15 protein-coding genes and 1 pseudogene are annotated in these 17,991 nt (G+C 71.6%); all 16 read left to right on the forward strand.

The window, feature by feature from the left end; all coding sequences use genetic code 11:
- The first annotated feature begins 4 nt into the window (after nt 1–4).
- Complete coding sequence (gene murD, locus ACFSZT_RS13675; RefSeq protein ID WP_377388179.1) at nt 5–1,402, forward strand: UDP-N-acetylmuramoyl-L-alanine--D-glutamate ligase; 1,398 nt, start codon at nt 5–7, stop codon at nt 1,400–1,402.
- Nucleotides 1,389–2,918: a putative lipid II flippase FtsW gene (gene ftsW / locus ACFSZT_RS13680; RefSeq protein WP_377388181.1), complete on the forward strand. Its 1,530-nt coding sequence runs from the start codon at nt 1,389–1,391 to the stop codon at nt 2,916–2,918. Before murD ends, ftsW begins: the two co-directional genes overlap by 14 nt.
- Nucleotides 2,915–4,045, forward strand: a complete 1,131-nt coding sequence (murG, locus tag ACFSZT_RS13685; protein WP_377388184.1) for an undecaprenyldiphospho-muramoylpentapeptide beta-N-acetylglucosaminyltransferase — start codon at nt 2,915–2,917, stop codon at nt 4,043–4,045. The genes ftsW and murG overlap by 4 nt, the downstream gene beginning before the upstream one ends.
- On the forward strand, nt 4,035–5,444 hold the full coding sequence (murC, locus tag ACFSZT_RS13690) for a UDP-N-acetylmuramate--L-alanine ligase (RefSeq protein WP_377388186.1): 1,410 nt from the start codon (nt 4,035–4,037) through the stop codon (nt 5,442–5,444). The genes murG and murC overlap by 11 nt, the downstream gene beginning before the upstream one ends.
- Before the next feature lie 7 nt (nt 5,445–5,451).
- Nucleotides 5,452–6,243, forward strand: a complete 792-nt coding sequence (locus ACFSZT_RS13695; protein ID WP_377388188.1) for a cell division protein FtsQ/DivIB — start codon at nt 5,452–5,454, stop codon at nt 6,241–6,243.
- A gap of 33 nt (nt 6,244–6,276) precedes the next feature.
- The gene (locus tag ACFSZT_RS13700; RefSeq protein WP_377388190.1) at nt 6,277–6,783 is read left to right on the forward strand and encodes a DinB family protein; all 507 of its coding nucleotides are present in this window, start codon (nt 6,277–6,279) and stop codon (nt 6,781–6,783) included.
- A 302-nt stretch (nt 6,784–7,085) separates the two neighbouring features.
- Nucleotides 7,086–8,417 carry a cell division protein FtsZ gene (gene ftsZ / locus ACFSZT_RS13705; RefSeq protein ID WP_377388192.1) on the forward strand — a complete coding sequence of 444 codons (1,332 nt, stop codon included), beginning with the start codon at nt 7,086–7,088 and terminating at the stop codon, nt 8,415–8,417.
- 116 nt (nt 8,418–8,533) lie between these two features.
- Nucleotides 8,534–9,238 (forward strand): peptidoglycan editing factor PgeF, encoded by a 705-nt coding sequence (gene pgeF / locus ACFSZT_RS13710; RefSeq protein WP_377388279.1) that lies wholly within the window; start codon nt 8,534–8,536, stop codon nt 9,236–9,238.
- Nucleotides 9,239–9,242: 4 nt separating this feature from the next.
- Entirely contained in the window at nt 9,243–10,037 is a 795-nt protein-coding gene (locus tag ACFSZT_RS13715; protein ID WP_377388194.1) for a YggS family pyridoxal phosphate-dependent enzyme, read from the forward strand.
- Nucleotides 10,038–10,052: 15 nt separating this feature from the next.
- The gene (locus ACFSZT_RS13720) at nt 10,053–10,664 is read left to right on the forward strand and encodes a cell division protein SepF (protein WP_377388196.1); all 612 of its coding nucleotides are present in this window, start codon (nt 10,053–10,055) and stop codon (nt 10,662–10,664) included.
- A gap of 44 nt (nt 10,665–10,708) precedes the next feature.
- Nucleotides 10,709–10,993, forward strand: a complete 285-nt coding sequence (locus ACFSZT_RS13725; protein WP_110340495.1) for a YggT family protein — start codon at nt 10,709–10,711, stop codon at nt 10,991–10,993.
- A gap of 50 nt (nt 10,994–11,043) precedes the next feature.
- Complete coding sequence (gene wag31, locus ACFSZT_RS13730) at nt 11,044–11,925, forward strand: DivIVA-like cell division protein Wag31 (RefSeq protein ID WP_377388199.1); 882 nt, start codon at nt 11,044–11,046, stop codon at nt 11,923–11,925.
- A gap of 104 nt (nt 11,926–12,029) precedes the next feature.
- Nucleotides 12,030–12,701 carry a hypothetical protein gene (locus ACFSZT_RS13735; protein WP_377388201.1) on the forward strand — a complete coding sequence of 224 codons (672 nt, stop codon included), beginning with the start codon at nt 12,030–12,032 and terminating at the stop codon, nt 12,699–12,701.
- A gap of 283 nt (nt 12,702–12,984) precedes the next feature.
- On the forward strand, nt 12,985–16,152 hold the full coding sequence (gene ileS / locus ACFSZT_RS13740) for an isoleucine--tRNA ligase (protein WP_377388203.1): 3,168 nt from the start codon (nt 12,985–12,987) through the stop codon (nt 16,150–16,152).
- An 83-nt stretch (nt 16,153–16,235) separates the two neighbouring features.
- Nucleotides 16,236–16,538 (forward strand): hypothetical protein, encoded by a 303-nt coding sequence (locus tag ACFSZT_RS13745; protein WP_377388205.1) that lies wholly within the window; start codon nt 16,236–16,238, stop codon nt 16,536–16,538.
- A gap of 310 nt (nt 16,539–16,848) precedes the next feature.
- Nucleotides 16,849–17,892, forward strand: a pseudogene (locus tag ACFSZT_RS13750) (sensor histidine kinase); the annotation flags it as partial.
- Between the last annotated feature and the right edge of the window lie 99 nt (nt 17,893–17,991).

Consider the following 17,991-nt stretch of genomic DNA (forward strand, 5'->3'; position numbering starts at 1 on the left):
CGACATGGAGCTGTCCGGAACGCGTGTGCTGGTGGCCGGCGCCGGCGTGACCGGCCGGTCGGTGACGACCGCTCTGGTGGAGCTGGGCGCCGAGGTCACCGTGACCGACGGCAACGCCGAGCGGCTCGCCGAGCTCGACGGGCTCGGCGCCCGCCTCGAGCAGGGGCTCGCCGCGCCGCCGGAGGGCACCGAGCTCGTCGTCACCAGCCCCGGCTGGCGGCCGACGGCGCCACTGCTCGCCGCGGCGGCCGCCGCCGGCATCGAGGTGATCGGTGACGTCGAGCTGGCCTGGCGGCTGGGCCAGGCCCGGCAGAACCCGCCCGCGTGGCTTGCGGTCACCGGCACCAACGGCAAGACCACGACCGTCGGCATGCTGGAGGCCATCCTGCGCGCGGCGGGCAAGGATGCCGTGGCCTGCGGCAACGTCGGCTTCGCCGTGCTGGACGCCGTCCGCGCCGGGCACGAGGTGCTGGCCGTGGAGCTGTCGAGTTTCCAGCTGCACTGGTCGAGCACCCTCGCCCCGCACGCCTCGGTGGTGCTCAACGTCGCCGAGGACCACCTCGACTGGCACGGCGGCATCGCCGAGTACGCCGCCGCGAAGGGCACCATCCACGCGCGTTCGGCGACGGTCGTGCACAACGCGGGCGAGCAGTGGTCGCGCAGACTGGCCGAGGAGTACGCGCCCGCAGGCGCCCGGCACGTCGGCTTCCGGCTCGACACGCCGCGCCCGGGTGAGCTGGGCGTGGTCGAGGACCTGCTGGTCGACCGCGCGTTCGTCGCCGACCCGGTGCACAACGCCGACGAGCTCGCCGTGCTGGCCGACGTCCGGCCACGCGGGCCGCACAACGTCGCCAACGCCCTCGCCGCCGCCGCGCTCGCGCGCGCCCACGGGGTGAGCACCGACGCCGTCGCCAAGGGCCTGCGTGACTTCCGGCCCGGGGCGCACCGGGCCGTGCCGGTCGGCGAGATCGACGGCGTGCACTACGTCGACGACTCCAAGGCCACCAACCCGCACGCCGCCGCGGGCTCCCTACTCGCCCATGCCGGGGTGGTGTGGATCGCGGGCGGCCAGCTCAAGGGCGCGTCGGTGGACGAGCTGGTCGCCACGGTCGCTCCCCGCCTGCGCGGTGTGGTGCTGCTCGGCACCGACGCCGACGTGATCGCTGCCGCTGTTGCGCGACACGCGCCGGATGTGCCGGTCCGGCACGTCGATCCGGGTGACCATGACCCCATGACTACGGCGGTGAACGCGGCCCACGGGCTCGCGCGTGCGGGGGACACGGTGCTGCTGGCGCCCGCGGCCGCGTCGCTGGACATGTTCCGCGACTACGCGGCGCGCGGCGAGGCGTTCACGGCGGCCGTCGGCGCGCTGAGACGGGAACGCCTCGGTGACGGCGGTTGACGAGACCCGCGAGAACGACACCGCACGCCGGGAGCGCAGCTCCGGGCGCAGGCGGGAACGGGCCGAACGAGGCTTCGCCGCCGTCCGCACGGCGCTGACGGCGTGGCTGTCCCGCCCCCTGGCCGACTTCCACCTGATCCTCGCCATCTGCGGGTTGCTCGGCGTCATCGGCATCGTCATGGTGCTCTCGGCGTCGTCGGTGTCGTCCTACAGTCCGGACAGCGCCTCCAGCGTGTACGCGCTGTTCCAGCGGCACCTGCTGTTCTTCGCCGTCGGGTCCGTGGCCTTCTGGCTCGGCGTGCGCGTTCCGCTGCCCAGGATCCGGGCGTTGTCCTCGACCGCGGTCGTGGGCTGCCTGGGCCTGCTCGCGCTGGTGCTGACCCCGCTCGGCAGCGAGGTGAACGGCTCGCAGGGCTGGTTCGTGCTGGGCCCGCTGTCACTGCAGCCGGTGGAGATCGCCAAGGTGGCGCTCGCGCTGTGGGGCGCACACATCCTCGTGGTGAAGTACAACGTGCTGCACCAGTGGCGGCACCTGCTGGTACCGCTGGTTCCGGTCGCGCTGCTGATGTTCGCGCTGGTGATGGCGCAGCCGGACCTGGGGGGCACGATCACGCTCGGTGTCGTGCTCATCGCGCTGCTGTGGTTCGCCGGCGCGCCGAAGCGGTTGTTCGCGGTGATCTTCCTGGCGGGTGTGGCCGGCGCGGTGGCGCTCGCCCTCGTCGCGGAGTACCGGCTGGACCGCATCATGTCGTTCCTCAACCCGGACGCCGACCCGCTCGGCAAGGGACTGCAGGCGAACCAGGCCCTGTACGCCCTCGCCGACGGCGGGCTGTTCGGCAAGGGCCTCGGGCAGGGGCAGTCGAAGTGGATGTACCTGCCCAACGTCCAGCACGACTTCATCTTCGCCCTCATCGGCGAGGAACTCGGGTTCGTCGGCTGCCTCGCCGTGATCGGCCTGTTCGGCCTGCTCGCGTTCGTCGGCCTGCGGATCGCCATGCGCAACCTCGACCCGTGGATCCGGATCGTGGCGGGCACGCTCACCGTGTGGCTCGTGGCGCAGGCGGCCATCAACATCGGCTACGTCGTCGGCCTGCTGCCCGTGACCGGCGTGACGCTGCCCATGATCTCCTACGGCGGGACGTCGCTGCTCGTGACGATGCTGTTGTTCGGCCTGCTCGCCAACTGCGCCCGGCACGAACCGGAGGCGGTGGCGGCACTGCGCACACAGGGGCCCGGTAAATTCGGACGCCTGATGCGGTTGCCGGCGCCCGACCCGTACCGGCCGCCGTCGAAACGCCGTGGCAGCGGCCGCGGTCAGGGCGGACGCGGGCAGACGCCGAAGCGGGGCAGGCCCGCGGCGCGCGGTGCGCGGTCGGCGTCGATGCCGGACCGCAGGAGAGCCGCCCCGGAGTACGGTCGGCGGACCACGTCGCGTGGCGCGGACCGGCGCGGACGAGGAACAGGATCGACCGGATCGACAGGATCGACAGGATCGACGCGGAGAGGACGCAGGTGAGCCAGCCCGACACTGGGGCGGAGAAGGCGGCGGCACGCACCGGACCGACGGTGGTGGTCGCCGGTGGTGGGACGGCCGGGCACATCGAACCGGCGCTCGCGCTGGCGGACGCCGTGACACGGCTGCGGCCGGAGGCGAAGGTCGTCGCGCTCGGCACGCAGCGCGGCCTGGAGACCACACTCGTCCCCGCCCGCGGTTACCCGCTGGAGCTCATCTCTCCGGTACCGCTGCCGCGCAAGCCCACCACGGACCTGCTGCGGCTGCCGCTCAAGGTGCGCGAGGCCGTGCGGCGTACCCGCGAAGTGCTCGACCGCGTGGGAGCGGACGTGGTGGTCGGCTTCGGCGGTTACGTCTCGCTGCCCGCCTACCTGGCCGCCCGCGGGCGGGTGCCGATCGTCGTGCATGAGGCCAACAAGCACGCCGGCCTGGCCAACAAGGTCGGCGCGCGGTTCGCCACGAAGGTGGCCGTGGCCGTGCCGGGCACGCCGCTGCCGGGTGCCGAGGTCGTCGGGATCCCGCTGCGCCGGTCGATCACCGCGCTCGACCGGCCTGCTCTGCGCGCCGAGGCCCGCAGGCACTTCGGACTCGACCCCGACGCGCCGACGGTGCTCGCGTTCGGCGGGTCGCAGGGCGCGCGCTCCATCAACACCGCGGTGTCCGGCGCGGCGAAGGCGTTCGCCGACGCGGGCGTGGGAGTGCTGCACGCGCACGGCCCGAAGAACACCGTCGCCGTGCAGGAGTTCCCCGGCAGGCCCGCCTACGTGCCCGTGCCCTACCTGGAGCGGATGGACCTCGCCTACGCCGCCGCCGACCTGGTGCTGTGCCGGTCGGGGGCGATGACGGTCGCCGAGGTCTCGGCGGTGGGGCTGCCCGCGGTGTTCGTGCCGCTGCCGCACGGCAACGGCGAGCAGGCGCTCAACGCCGAGCCCGCCGTCCAGGCGGGTGCGGCGCTGCTGGTGCCGGACGAGAAGCTGACACCCGCCACCGTGGCGGAACAGATCGTGCCGCTGGTCACCGACGCCGAGCGGCTCGGCAAGATGAGCGCGGCCGCGGTGGGGCTCGGCCACCGCGAGGCCGACGAAGTGCTGGCCACGATGGTGCTGGAGGCTGGGGGACATGGCTGGTGAACTTCCCGAGGTGCTGCGCCGCGCACACCTGATCGGGATCGGTGGTGCCGGAATGAGCGGTATCGCCCGCATCCTGCTGGCGCGGGGTGCCGAGGTGTCCGGTTCGGACGCCAAGGACTCCCGCGCGTTCCTGACCCTGCGCGCCCAGGGCGCGCGGATCGCCGTGGGGCAGCGGGCGGAGAACCTGGATGCGTTCGACGGCGGCCCGTCGGCGGTGATCGTCTCGACCGCCATCAAGGACACCAATCCCGAGCTGGCGGCGGCCCGCGAGCGCGGGATCCCCGTGCTGCATCGCGCGCAGGCGCTGGCGGCTCTCATGGAGGGCCACCGCGTGGCCTGCATCGCCGGGACGCACGGCAAGACGTCGACGACGTCGATGCTCACCGTGGCGCTGCAGCACTGCAGGCTCGACCCGTCCTTCGCCATCGGCGGCGACCTCAACGAGTCGGGTGCCAACGCCCACCACGGCGAGGGCGGGCTGTTCGTCGCGGAGGCCGACGAGAGCGACGGCTCGTTCCTCACGTACTCGCCGTCGGTGGCCGTGGTGACCAACATCGAGCCGGACCACCTGGACCACCACGGCACCGCGGAGGCCTACGTCTCCGTGTTCGCCGAGTTCGCGCGCCGCATCGAGCCGGGCGGGGTGCTCGTGGTGTGCGCCGACGACGCGCCCGCCGCCGAGCTGGCCGCCCGTGCCGAGGAACAGGGCGTGCGGGTCCGCCGCTACGGCCGGTCGGCGTCCGGCGCCGGGGATGCCACGGTGCTCGGTTACCGGCCCGGCGAGGACGGCGGCACGGTGCGGATCGCGCTGGACGGTCAGGAGCTGGACGTGCAGGTGGCGGTGCCCGGCGAGCACATGGCGTTCAACGCCGTCGCCGCGCTGCTGGCCGGGCTCGAACTGGGCGCGCCGCTGGACGGCCTGATCGAGGGCCTCGGCGCGTTCGGCGGGGTGCGCAGGCGGTTCGAGTTCAAGGGCCGGGCCGGCGATGTCCGGGTCTACGACGACTACGCCCACCACCCGACCGAGGTCGCCGCCCAGCTGCGGGCCGTGCGGCACACCGCAGGCATGGGCCGCGTGGTCGTGGTGTTCCAGCCGCACCTCTACTCGCGCACCGAGGCGTTCGCGACCGAGTTCGCGCAGGCGCTCGACCTGGCCGACGAGGTGATCCTGCTCGATGTCTACGGCGCGCGCGAGGAACCCAAACCCGGCGTGAGCGGCGAGCTCATCGCCGAGCGGATCACGGGGGCCACGGTGCACTACGAGCCCGCGTTCGACCGGGCCGCGGCGCTGGCGGCCGAGCTCGCCAAGCCCGGCGACGTGCTCGTGACGATGGGCGCGGGCGACGTGACGCAGCTGGGCCCGGAGATCCTGGCCGAACTCGACCGCCGCGGAGCGTAGGACGCGCATGACCACGACGAGGCAGCGCCCGGGCAGGCGACCGTCCCGCCGGGGCGTCCAGCCGGTCGCACGCAGCCGCCGTGGTCGCAGGCCCGAGGAGGCGCGCAGGCGCACGGCCGATCCGGTCTCCCGGCGCAGGGCGCTGCGCCGCCGGTGGGTGGCGCTGCTGTCCGTGCTGACGGTGGTCGGCCTCGGCTACATCCTGTTCTTCACCTCGCTGCTCGGGGTCCGTTCGGTCGAGGTGACGGGTGCGCGCAGCGTGCCGGTCGAGCAGATCCGCTCGGCCGCCGCCGTGCCCGAACGCCGCGCGATGTTCCGGGTGGACACCGATGCCATCGCCGACCGCGTCGCCACCCTGCCCGGCGTCGCGACGGTGGACGTCTCGCGCTCGTGGCCGTCGACGATCGAGATCGCGGTGACCGAACGCACGCCCGTCGGCTACTACAACACCGGGGAGGCGCTGTACCTGGTGGACACGGGTGGCGTCGTCTACAAGGAGATCCCAGAACCACCGGCGGGGCTGCCGGAGTTCAAGCTCGCCGCGGTGGGCCCGGACGACCCCACGACGCGATCCGTCACCTCGGTACTCGGCGCGCTGCCGGAGCAGCTGCGGCCCCGGGTACGCCAGGTGCGGGCGGAGTCGCCGGGCAGTGTCGAGTTCACGCTCGCCGGCGGCAAGGTGGTGCGCTGGGGCGACGCGGAGCAGAACGACCGCAAGGCCAAGGTGCTCGGCGCGCTGCTGACCCGCAAGGGCAAGGTGTACGACGTGTCCAGCCCCGAACTGCCGACGGTGTCCTGACCCGCGCGGTGTGCGGTCGGCCAGACTGCTCCGATGATCATGGAGCCGTCTCGGCCCGAGCCGTCGTGTACCGGCGGGGAGCGGGAGCAACTGACCGGGTTCCTCGACTTCCTGCGCGCCACGGTGCGGTGGAAGTGCGGCGGGCTGTCCGACGAGCAGGCCCGGCGGGTGCTGGTGCCGAGCGAGCTCACGACGATCGCGGGTCTGCTCGCGCACCTGACGTATGTCGAGCACTTCTGGTTCTGCGTGGTGCTCGACGGCAGACCCGATCCGTGGGCGGAGGCGCTCGCCGCGGACCGGGATGCGGAATTCCGTGCGGCACAACGAACTCCGGTGGCGACGCTACTCGCCGGCTACGAACGGCAGTGCGCCGCGAGCAGGGAGATCGCGGCGGGCCTCGAGCTCGCGGAGGAACGGACGGGCGGGGAGCGCACGGTCAACCTCCGGTACGTGCTCGTGCACATGATCGAGGAGACCGGCAGGCACGCGGGACACCTCGACCTGCTGCGGGAGCTCACGGACGGTCTCACCGGCGAGTGAGCCGGTCCGCCACACCGCAGCCATGACGCCATTCGCGTGCCGGCGCACCCCGAACGTGCGATTCGGTCATGAATACCGCGCTCTGACAAGAGTTTGTGGCGAAACACCTCCGCGACACGCGGCGTGGCTCCTGGATTCGGACCTGCCCGATGCTTACCTTCCTACTGCAACGTTGGTAGTTGACATAACTCTAACCCTCTACTTGAGGTTGAGGGTTTTGCTGGAACCGAAGACAGCGAGCCGAGTCCGTCGACATCCAGCGCCAGGCAGGGACAAGCACCACGATCAGGAAGGCGAACCCGATGACGCCCCCGCACAATTACCTCGCGGTGATCAAGGTCGTCGGTATCGGCGGCGGCGGCGTGAACGCCGTGAACCGGATGATCGAGGTCGGCCTCAAGGGTGTCGAGTTCATCGCGGTGAACACCGACGCCCAGGCACTGTTGATGTCCGACGCGGACGTCAAACTCGACATCGGACGGGAGCTGACCCGCGGCCTGGGCGCGGGAGCGTCCCCCGAGGTCGGGCAGAAGGCTGCCGAGGACCACCGTGAGGAGATCGAAGAGGTCCTCAAGGGTGCCGACATGGTGTTCGTGACCGCGGGCGAGGGCGGTGGCACCGGCACCGGCGGCGCACCCGTGGTCGCGCAGATCGCGCGCAAGCTCGGTGCCCTCACCATCGGTGTGGTCACGCGACCGTTCTCGTTCGAGGGCAAGCGCCGTGCCAAGCAGGCCGAGGACGGCATCCAGCAACTGCGCAACGAGTGCGACACGCTCATCGTCATTCCCAACGACCGGCTGCTGCAGCTGGGCGACATCGGCGTCTCGCTGATGGACGCCTTCCGCTCGGCGGACGAGGTGCTGCTCTCCGGTGTCCAGGGCATCACCGACCTGATCACCACGCCCGGTCTCATCAACCTGGACTTCGCCGACGTCAAGAGCGTGATGTCGGGCGCGGGCAGTGCACTCATGGGGATCGGCTCGGCGCGTGGCGAGGGTCGCGCCGTGCAGGCCGCGGAGAAGGCGATCAACTCGCCGCTGCTCGAGGCCTCCATGGACGGTGCGCACGGCGCGCTCCTGTCGATCGCGGGCGGGTCGGACCTCGGCCTGTTCGAGATCAACGAGGCCGCGTCGTTGGTGCAGGAGTCCGCCCACCCCGAAGCCAACATCATCTTCGGCACGATCATCGACGACTCGCTCGGTGACGAGGTCCGGGTCACCGTCATCGCCGCCGGGTTCGATTCGGGCGCCCCGACACACAAGAAGCTCGACCCGGGCACGTTCGGGTCGGGTAGCGGATCGGCCACGACCGCGACGGCGGAGGCGGGCCGGGTCGGCGGCAGCGGCCCGGCAGGCGGGACGGGGGAGCAGTCGTCCCGTCCGTCCGCTCCGGCATCGTCGTCCGACGCGGGCAGGCCCACGTCCCCGGTCTCCCGGCCGCAGTCGCCGTCGAGCGGCACCGGCTACGCGGGCCAGTCCGGTTCCCTGCCGCCGCAGGGCGGTGCGGGCAACCGGAGCTACCCGGCTCCGTCGGCGACGCCGCGCCCGCAGGGCGGACTGCCCGGCAGGGCGTATCCGGTGACCGACGACCCGTCCGACGACGACGTCGACGTCCCGCCGTTCATGCGCCGGTAGGCGATTCGGCTCACGAAGGCCACCGTCCCCGCGCCCGGCGGGACGGTGGCCTTCGCCGTGAGGGCGTCCTTATAGGCTCGGCGGTGGTTGTCGGCGGACGTGGAGAGGCGGGCAGGTTGCGCATCCGGCGGGTGGTCACGACGAGGGCGGGCGGCGCGTCGAAGCCACCGTACGACTCGTTCAATCTGGGGCTGCATGTCGGGGACGATCCCGCGGCCGTCGCGGCCAACCGGGCGCGGCTCGCCTCGGAACTCGGGCTGCGTGAGGACCGGCTGGCCTGGATGGAACAGGTCCACGGCCGGACGGCGACGATCGTCGACGGCACCGAGCAAGGTCCCGCCGAGGCCACGGACGCGCTCGTCACCGCGACTCCCGGCCTCGCCCTCGTCGTGCTGGTCGCCGACTGCGTGCCCGTGCTGCTCGCCGATCCCGAGGCTGGTGTCGTCGCCGCCGTGCACGCGGGCCGGGTCGGCGCCCGGGTGGGTGTCGTGCCCGCGGCGCTCGCGGCGATGCGGTCGCTGGGCGCCGAGCCGGGCCGGACGGAGGCGCTGCTCGGCCCGTCGGTCTGCGGCGAGTGTTACGAGGTGCCCGCCGCGATGGCCGACGATGTCGAGAAGCACCTGCCGGGCAGCAAATGCCGAAGCCGCAGGGGAACTCCCGCGCTCGACCTCCGGGCCGGGCTGTGGCGGCAGCTCGCCGACGCCGGCATCGGCAAGATCGGCGTCGACCCGCGCTGCACCGTCGAGGACGACACGTTGTTCAGCCACCGCAGGGACCAGCCCACCGGCCGCATCGCCGCGCTGACGTGGATCGAGGAGTGAGGACGTGAACCGACGGGCCGAACTCGCGACCGCACTCGACGCCGTCCGGCAGCGGATCGCCGACGCGTGCGCCGCCGCCGGGCGGGACAAGGACGAGGTGCGGTTGCTCGCCGTCACCAAGACCTTCCCGGCGTCGGATGCCGCGCTGCTGACCGACCTCGGCGTGACGGATCTCGCCGAGAACCGCGACCAGGAGGCGGCGCCGAAGAGCCGGGAGGTCGCCCAGCTGCGGCCCGAAGCCGGTGTCCGCTGGCACATGGTCGGCAGGCTGCAGCGCAACAAGGCGCGTTCGGTGGCGCGCTGGGCGCAGGAGGTCCAGTCGGTCGACTCCGCGCGGCTAGTCGAGGCGCTGGCGAAGGCCGTCCGCAACGCCGTGGACGCGGGCGAGCGGAGCGGTCCGCTCGACGTGCTGCTGCAGGCGAGTCTCGACGAGGACCCGACCCGGGGCGGCTGCCCGCTCGGCGAGCTGGACGCCCTGGCCGACGCCGTCGCTCAGAAGAGTGACGAACTCCACTTGCGGGGTCTGATGGCCGTGGCGCCGCTCGGTGTCGACCCGGAGCCGCAGTTCGCGCGCCTCGCGGCGGCCGCGGAACGGTTGCGCCACAACCATCCCGATGCCACCGAGCTCTCCGCAGGTATGAGCGGTGATCTCGAGGCGGCTGTCGCGCACGGCTCGACGTGTGTGCGTGTCGGAACCGCGTTGCTCGGGGGTCGCGGTCTAGCCTCGCCTCAGCGAGGTTCACCCACAGCGGCGTTCGTACGCGTGACTCAGCGTCAGGGGTGGGGACGGCGACCGTGAGGGCGAAGGAGAGGCATGAGCGCGCTGCAGAAGCTGAAGGCCTACTTCGGAATGGTCCCTGCCGAGGACGAGTACGACTTCGACGACGACTACCGGCGTGGCTACTCCGATGACGACTACGACGGCTACGACGAGCCCGGCTACGCGGAGTCGCAGGCTCGGCGCAGCAGGCCGAGGTACCACGTCATGGAGGAGTTCGAGGAGGCCGAACCGGTGCGCTCGCGCCGGCCGGCACCCGCCGAGACACCGGTGCACGGTGCGCTCGCCGTCGACCGGCAGCCCGATCCGGTGGCGCGGCTCCGGCCGGCTCCGGAGCCCGTGCGCTCGGCAGGCGCGGCCCGCGACCCGCTGAGCCGGATCATCACGCTGCACCCGACGAGCTACGTCGAGGCGCGCGAGATCGGTGAGGCCTACCGCGACGGCACGCCCGTGATCATCAATCTCACCGAGATGGACAACGCGGACGCCAAGCGGCTCGTCGACTTCGCCGCCGGGCTCGCTTTCGCGCTGCGGGGCTCCATGGACAAGGTCACCAACAAGGTGTTCTTGCTCTCACCTCCGGACGTCGACGTGTCCGCCGAGGACCGCAGGCGGATCGCCGAAGGCGGCCTTTTCCTGCGGCACTGACCGGGACCGGCGGCGGCGATCGCGAGGTGTGGCAGAGTGGTGGCGTGGATGCGGTCCGGTTGATCCTTTATTGGCTGCTGTTTGCCTTTTGGCTGCTCCTCACGGCACGTATCGTGGTGGAGCTGGTCCGAGCGTTCGCCCGCGACTGGCGGCCCGCCGGCGGGGTTGCGGTCACGCTCGAGACCATCTACACAGTGACGGACCCACCGGTTCGACTCGTCCGCCGGATCATTCCGATCGTGCGGATCGGCGGCGTGGGGCTGGACTTATCGATTATGGTGCTGCTGTTGGTTGTGTTCATACTGATGCAACTGGCGTATCCCGGGTAACGGGGAACCCGGAATCGTCCGGCAGGCCATGGAGTGCGTGAGGTGATCTGATGTCGTTGACCCCTGCTGACGTGCATAACGTCGCGTTCAGCAAGCCTCCAATCGGCAAGCGGGGCTACAACGAGGACGAGGTGGATGCGTTCCTCGACCTGGTGGAGACCGAACTTGCCCGGTTGATCGAGGACAATAACGAGCTGCGTCAGCAGGTCGAACAGCTCGATGCGGAGTTGGAATCGACCCGTAGCGAGCTGGAGTCCGCCAAGGCCAACGCCGGCGCCGCGCCGCAGGCCGCCCCGCAGCGCGACGATGCCCCGTCGCGCCGGCTTGCCCCCGTGCCTCCGCCGTCGTCCGCGGAGCAGACCCAGGCCACGGGCTTCATGGGCGGCGACAACGGCGAGCCGAACGTCCAGGCCGCCAAGGTCCTGGGTCTGGCCCAGGAGATGGCCGACCGGCTCACCGCCGAGGCGAAGACGGAGTCCGACGGCATGCTCGCCGAGGCGCGCACGAAGTCGGAGCAGCTGCTCTCCGACGCCCGCGCGAAGGCGGACTCTATGGTCAACGAGGCGCGGACCCGCGCCGAGAGCATGCTCAACGACGCGAGGACCCGGGCGGAGACGCTCGAGCGTCAGGCGCGCGACAAGGCGACCACGTTGGATCGCGAGGCGCAGCGCAAGTACACCGAGACGATGAACAACCTGAACACCGAGAAGAGCGCGCTCAACAAGAAGATCGAGGAGCTGCGCACCATCGAGCGGGAGTACCGCACGAGGTTGCGCGGGTTCCTGGAGTCGCAGTTGCGCGAACTCGACGACCGCGGTTCGGCCGCGCCCGCGTCGGCGTCGTCGTCGGGCTCCGGCCAGTCGGGCAGTGGTGGCTCGAGCAGCGGAGGCAACCAGGGCTACTCATTCGGCCCCCGGGCCGAAGCGGGCTGACGGGCCCGCGCGCGATCGCATCCAGCTTGGCACAGCGAAACGGTTCCGACGCTCCGTGCGAGGGTCGGGACCGTTTCCTCGTCTCCATCGTGTTGTAATTCACCGTGCTCTACATCGTCCTGATCCTCGTGCTGGGCGCGCTGGGCCTCGTGGTCGCGGCGCTGATCACGGCCGACTCCCTGTGGGCCTGGATCTCCATCGGCCTGTCCGTGCTCGCCGGCGTGCTCCTGGTGGTCGACTGGCTGCGCAGACGATCGGCGAGCGGCGCGAGCTCGGCCACACCGGCTGACGACGCGAACGACGCCGGTGACGAGAAGACGGCAGGCGAGTCGGCAGCGGCCGCGCAGGCCGGGCAGCCCGGCGAGTCGCCAGAGGCCGCCGAGCACACCGCCGGGGCCGCGGAGAACGCCGACGCCGCGGAGGACGAGACGGCCGGAAGCGAACCGGCCACGGTGGACGCGGCAGCCGGAGCCGGTGAGGGCGCGACCGCGATGCTGCCGGCGTCGGGTGCTCTCACCGACCCGGACGGCGAACCCGCCGAGGAGCAGACCGACGCCGCCGACGTGCTCGTCGTCTCGACGCTGGACGCCGAGGTGCTGGTGGTGGACGAGCATCCCCGGTACCACCTCGCCGACTGTGCGTGGCTGGAGACCCGGGAGACCATCCCGCTGCCGGCCAAGGAGGCGCGCGAGCTCGGCTTCACCCCGTGCGCGCTGTGCGGACCGGATGCCACGCTCGCCGCGAAGTACCGCGAGGAGCGCCGGACCCGCAAGTGAGGAGGGTGGGCTCGCGCAACCCGCTTGCCGGGACCGGCTAACCTGGTAGCCACAGGCATCGATCCGGCCATCACCGGGGAGCTTCCGGAAGAACGGGCGTCGGCACGCCTCAGTAGAACCGGACGGCAGCGGCCCGTCACAGCCGCCGAATGAGTGGCTCACGCCGTGACGGCGTGGGCAAGCGGGGTGGTACCGCGGAACGTGCGCCACACGGCGCCGTGTCGTCCCCGTGTGGGCCTGCGAGCCCGTACGACAGAGGACAGACCCGCGAGGAGCACACCGGATGTACCCCAAGGCGTCCGTCGGCGGTCAGCCCGCCGACCAGGTCCCGTCCCAGCCGTCGTTCCCCGCGCTGGAAAAGGACGTGCTGGCGTACTGGGAGAGCGACCGCACCTTCGCCGCCACCGTCGACGCGCGCGAGCCGGGCGAGAACGGCAGCAACGAGTACGTCTTCTACGACGGCCCGCCGTTCGCCAACGGCCTGCCGCACTACGGTCACCTGCTGACGGGGTACGTCAAGGACATCGTCCCGCGCTACCAGACGATGCGCGGCAAGCGGGTCGAGCGTCGCTTCGGCTGGGACACCCACGGCCTGCCCGCCGAGCTTGAGGCCGAGCGGCAGCTGGGCATCACCGACAAGTCGCAGATCGACGACATGGGCATCGCCGAGTTCAACCGGGCGTGCCGGGAGTCGGTGCTGCGCTATACGAACGAATGGCGGGACTACGTCACCCGCCAGGCCCGCTGGGTCGACTTCGACCACGACTACAAGACGCTCGACGTCACCTACATGGAATCGGTGATCTGGGCGTTCAAGCAGCTCTACGACAAGGGCCTCGTCTACGAGGGCTACCGGGTGCTGCCCTACTGCTGGCGGGACGAGACGCCGCTGTCCAACCACGAGCTGCGCATGGACGACGACGTCTACCAGACGCGGCAGGATCCGGCGCTGACGGTCGGTTTCCGGGTCGAGGGCAACGGCACCGAGCTGGACGGGGCATACCTGCTGATCTGGACCACCACGCCGTGGACCCTGCCGTCGAACCAGGCGGTCGCCGTGCACCCGGACGTCGCCTACGTCGTGGTGGAGAGCGACGGCAAGCGCTTCCTGCTCGCCGAGGCGCGACGTGCCGCCTACGCCAGGGAACTCGGCGAGGAGCCTGCCGTGGTGGCGCGCTACCAGGGCGCCGACCTGGCCGGGGTGAGGTACGCCCCGCCGTTCCCGTACTTCGTCGGCGCCGAGAACTCCCACCAGGTGCTGACCGCCGACTTCGTCACCACCGACGACGGCACCGGCATCGTCCACATGTCGCCCGCCTACGGCGAAGACGACAAGGCCGCGGGCGACGCCGCCGGCATCACCCCCGTCACGCCGGTGGACTCGAAGGGCCGCTTCGACGCGACCGTGCCGGACTACGAGGGCCAGCAGGTGTTCGAGGCCAACCCGAACATCATCCGGGACCTGAAGAACGGCACCGGGTCGGCCGCGCAGCAGGGTGCCGTCCTGCTGCGGCACGAGACCTACGAGCACACCTACCCGCACTGCTGGCGCTGCCGGAACCCGCTGATCTACCGCGCGGTGTCGTCGTGGTTCGTGGCGGTGAGCCAGTTCAAGGACCGCATGGTCGAGCTGAACCAGCAGATCACGTGGTATCCGGAGCACGTCAAGGACGGCCAGTTCGGTAAGTGGCTGGAGAACGCGCGGGACTGGTCGATCTCGCGCAACCGCTACTGGGGCACCCCGATCCCGGTGTGGGTGTCGGACAACCCCGAGTACCCGCGCATCGACGTCTACGGCTCGCTCGACGAGCTGGAACGCGACTTCGGGGTGCGGCCCAAGGACCTGCACCGGCCCTACGTCGACGAGCTCACCCGGCCCAACCCGGACGACCCCACGGGCATGTCCACGATGCGGCGCGTGCCGGACGTGCTGGACGTGTGGTTCGACTCCGGGTCGATGCCGTACGCCCAGGTGCACTACCCGTTCGAGAACGCGGAGTGGTTCGAGCACCACTACCCGGGCGACTTCATCGTCGAGTACATCGGACAGACGCGCGGCTGGTTCTACACGCTGCACGTGCTGGCGACCGCGTTGTTCGACCGGCCGTCGTTCCGCACGTGTGTCTCGCACGGCATCGTGCTCGGCTCCGACGGGCAGAAGATGTCGAAGTCGCTGCGCAACTACCCGGACGTCACGGAGGTGTTCGACCGCGACGGCTCCGATGCCATGCGCTGGTACCTCATGGCGAGCCCGATCCTGCGTGGCGGCAACCTGATCGTCACCGAGAAGGGCATCCGCGACGCCGTCCGCCAGGCCGTGCTGCCGCTGTGGAACTCGTACTACTTCCTGGCGCTGTACGCGGGCGCCGAGGGCGTCGAGGGGCGCGTGCGCACCGACTCCCGGCACGTGCTCGACCGCTACATCCTCGCCAAGACCCACGAGCTGGTGACCGAGGTCCAGCAGGCCCTCGACGGCTACGACATCGCGGGCGCGTGCGCGCGGGTGCGGGACTACCTCGAGGTGCTGACGAACTGGTACGTGCGCCGTTCGCGGGACCGGTTCTGGGCGGGCGAGCAGGATGCCATCGACACGCTGCACACGGTGCTGGAGGTGGTCTGCCGGACCGTCGCGCCGCTGCTGCCGCTGACCACCGAGGCGGTGTGGCGCGGGCTCACCGGCGGCCGCTCGGTGCACCTCGCCGACTGGCCGGACGCCGCCGAGCTGCCCGCCGACCCGGAGCTCGTCACGGCGATGGACCGGGTGCGGCAGGTGTGCTCGTCGGCGCTGTCGCTGCGCAAGGCCAACAAGCTGCGCGTCCGGCTGCCGCTGGCGCAGCTGCTCGTCGCCGCCGAGGACGCCGAGATGCTGCGGCCGTTCACCGACATCATCCGCGACGAGGTGAACGTCAAGTCGGTGCAGCTGACCACCGACGTCGCGGCGCACGGCGGCTTCGAGGTCGCGGTGAACGCGCGGGCGGCCGGGCCGCGGCTGGGCAAGGACGTGCAGCGCGTCATCAAGGCCGTCAAGGCGGGGGAGTGGAGCACCTCGCCGGACGGTGCCGTGGTCGCCGCGGGCATCGAGCTGCGTGACGGCGAGTACGAGCGGCGGCTCGTCGCGAAGGACCCGGGTGCGGCCGCGGAGCTGCCCGGCGGGTCCGGGCTGGTCCGGCTCGACACCGACGTCACGCCCGAGCTGTCCGCCGAGGGTGTCGCCAGGGACCTGGTGCGGGTCGTGCAGCAGGCACGCCGCGACGCCGGCCTCGACGTCGCGGACCGCATCACGCTGACCGTCGACGCGCCGGAGTCCGTGGTCGCGGCCGCGCGGGCGCACGAGACGTTCCTCGCGGAGGAGACGCTGGCCGTGGCGGTGGACTACGGCACGCTCACCGACGGCTTCGCCGGCGCGGTGGGCGACGGGGACAAGGTGACCGTCGCCGTCGCCAAGCGGTAACACACCACCGGATGAGCGCGGGATGAAGATTTCTTCATCGTGTGCTCATCCGGTTTTCGGCCGGGTCGGGGAGTGTGGGCGGCATGAACGACACGCCGCGGATCGTCGCGCTGGTGGCCGTGCTGGCGCTTCCCGTCGCCGCCGTGCTGGCCGTGCTGCTGCTGTCGCCGGGCGACGAGCCGCCGCGGGAGACGTCGGTGGTGCGCATCGGTGAGTCGAGCGTGAGCGCGGGTCCCACGGGCGCGAGCCCGACCGCCACACCCACGCCGCCGTCGGCCGAACCGCCCGCGCGCTCGCAGTTGCCGCCGCCGCCACCGGTGGACGACGACGATGACGACGATGCCGACCGCGGCGAGCAGGACGACGATGACGACGACGACGGCTGACCTCCCCGCACCGGCCACGCCGCCGGACGGGCAGCGGCCGCGTGGGACCCGTGTTCCGGCTCGCCTGCAGATCATGGCCTGGCTCGTGCTGGTGATGACGGCCGGACTGGCCACCGTCGTGCTGCTCGTCGCCGAGTTCGAGTACGGCGCCATCGATCGGCGCGTCAATTCCGGACTGGAGCAGGACGTCGAGGAGTTCCGGCTGCTCGCGCGGAGCGGGAGCGACCCGGCGACCGGGCAGCCGCTGCGCGATCCGTACGAACTGTTCCGCCGGCACCTGAGCGGCCAGTACCCGGACCGGGCCGAGGTGATGCTCGGCGTCGTCGCCGACGGCACCGGGTTGCGCTCGCTGCGCCAGGGCGACGCGGCACTGTCGCATGTGGAGCTCGACGACCGGTTGCTGCGGGAGATCGTCGGCAACGCCGAGCACACGGGCACGGTCGACACCCCCGGCGGCGAGCTGCGCTGGCTGCGTGTCGACGTGCTGCCGCCCGGCGGCGGGAACGAACCCCGGGCGTGGTTCGTCAGTGGCTACTTCGTCGACGTCGCCAAGGCCGACGCCAACGACACCGTGCGCACGTTGCTGCTCATCAGTGCGCTCGCGCTCGTGCTGGCAGCCGGGGTGTCGTGGGTGGTGGCCGGGCAGATCCTCGCGCCGGTCAACACGGTCCGCCGGGCAGCGGCCGAGATCACCGAGCACGACCTGACCCGGCGCATCCCCGTGCAGGGCCGGGACGACATCGCCGCGCTCGCCGAGCAGTTCAACGCGATGCTCGATCGGCTGGAGAACGCCTTCAGCACGCGCAGGCAGTTTCTCGACGACGCGGGCCACGAGCTGCGGACACCGATCACGATCATCCGTGGCCACCTGGAGCTCATGGGTGACGGCCCGCAGGAACGCGCCGAGGTGGTGCGCCTGTGCACCGACGAGCTCGACCGGATGGCGCGCATCGTCGACGACCTCCTGCTGCTCGCCAAGGCCCAGCAGCCGGACTTCCTGCGTCCGCAGTGGACGTCCGTGCCCGAGCTGACGAGCGACATCGACGCCAAGGCGAGGGCCATCGCGCCGCGCACGTGGGTGCTGGAGTCCATCGGCGAGGGGAAGGCGTTTCTCGACGCGCAACGCGTCACCCAGGCTGTGCTCCAGCTCGCGCAGAACGCCGTCCAGCACACCACCGACGGCGCCACGATCCGCGTCGGGTCCTCGGTGGACGAACGATCGGTGTCGTTCTGGGTGAGCGACACCGGCCCCGGAGTGTCCCCGGAGGACGCCCCGCGGATCTTCGACCGGTTCGCGCGCGGTGGGTCGGGCGTGCGCGACGGCAGTGGCGCTGGGCTGGGACTCGCCATCGTCAAGGCCATCGCCGAGGCCCACCACGGCCAGGCCAGGGTCGTCTCGCAGCCGGGCCGGGGGCCACCTTCGGCATCGAGCTGCCCCGTCGCGAAGGAGGCC

The organism is Prauserella oleivorans (genome assembly GCF_042685745.1).
GTDB lineage: Bacteria > Actinomycetota > Actinomycetes > Mycobacteriales > Pseudonocardiaceae > Prauserella_A > Prauserella_A oleivorans.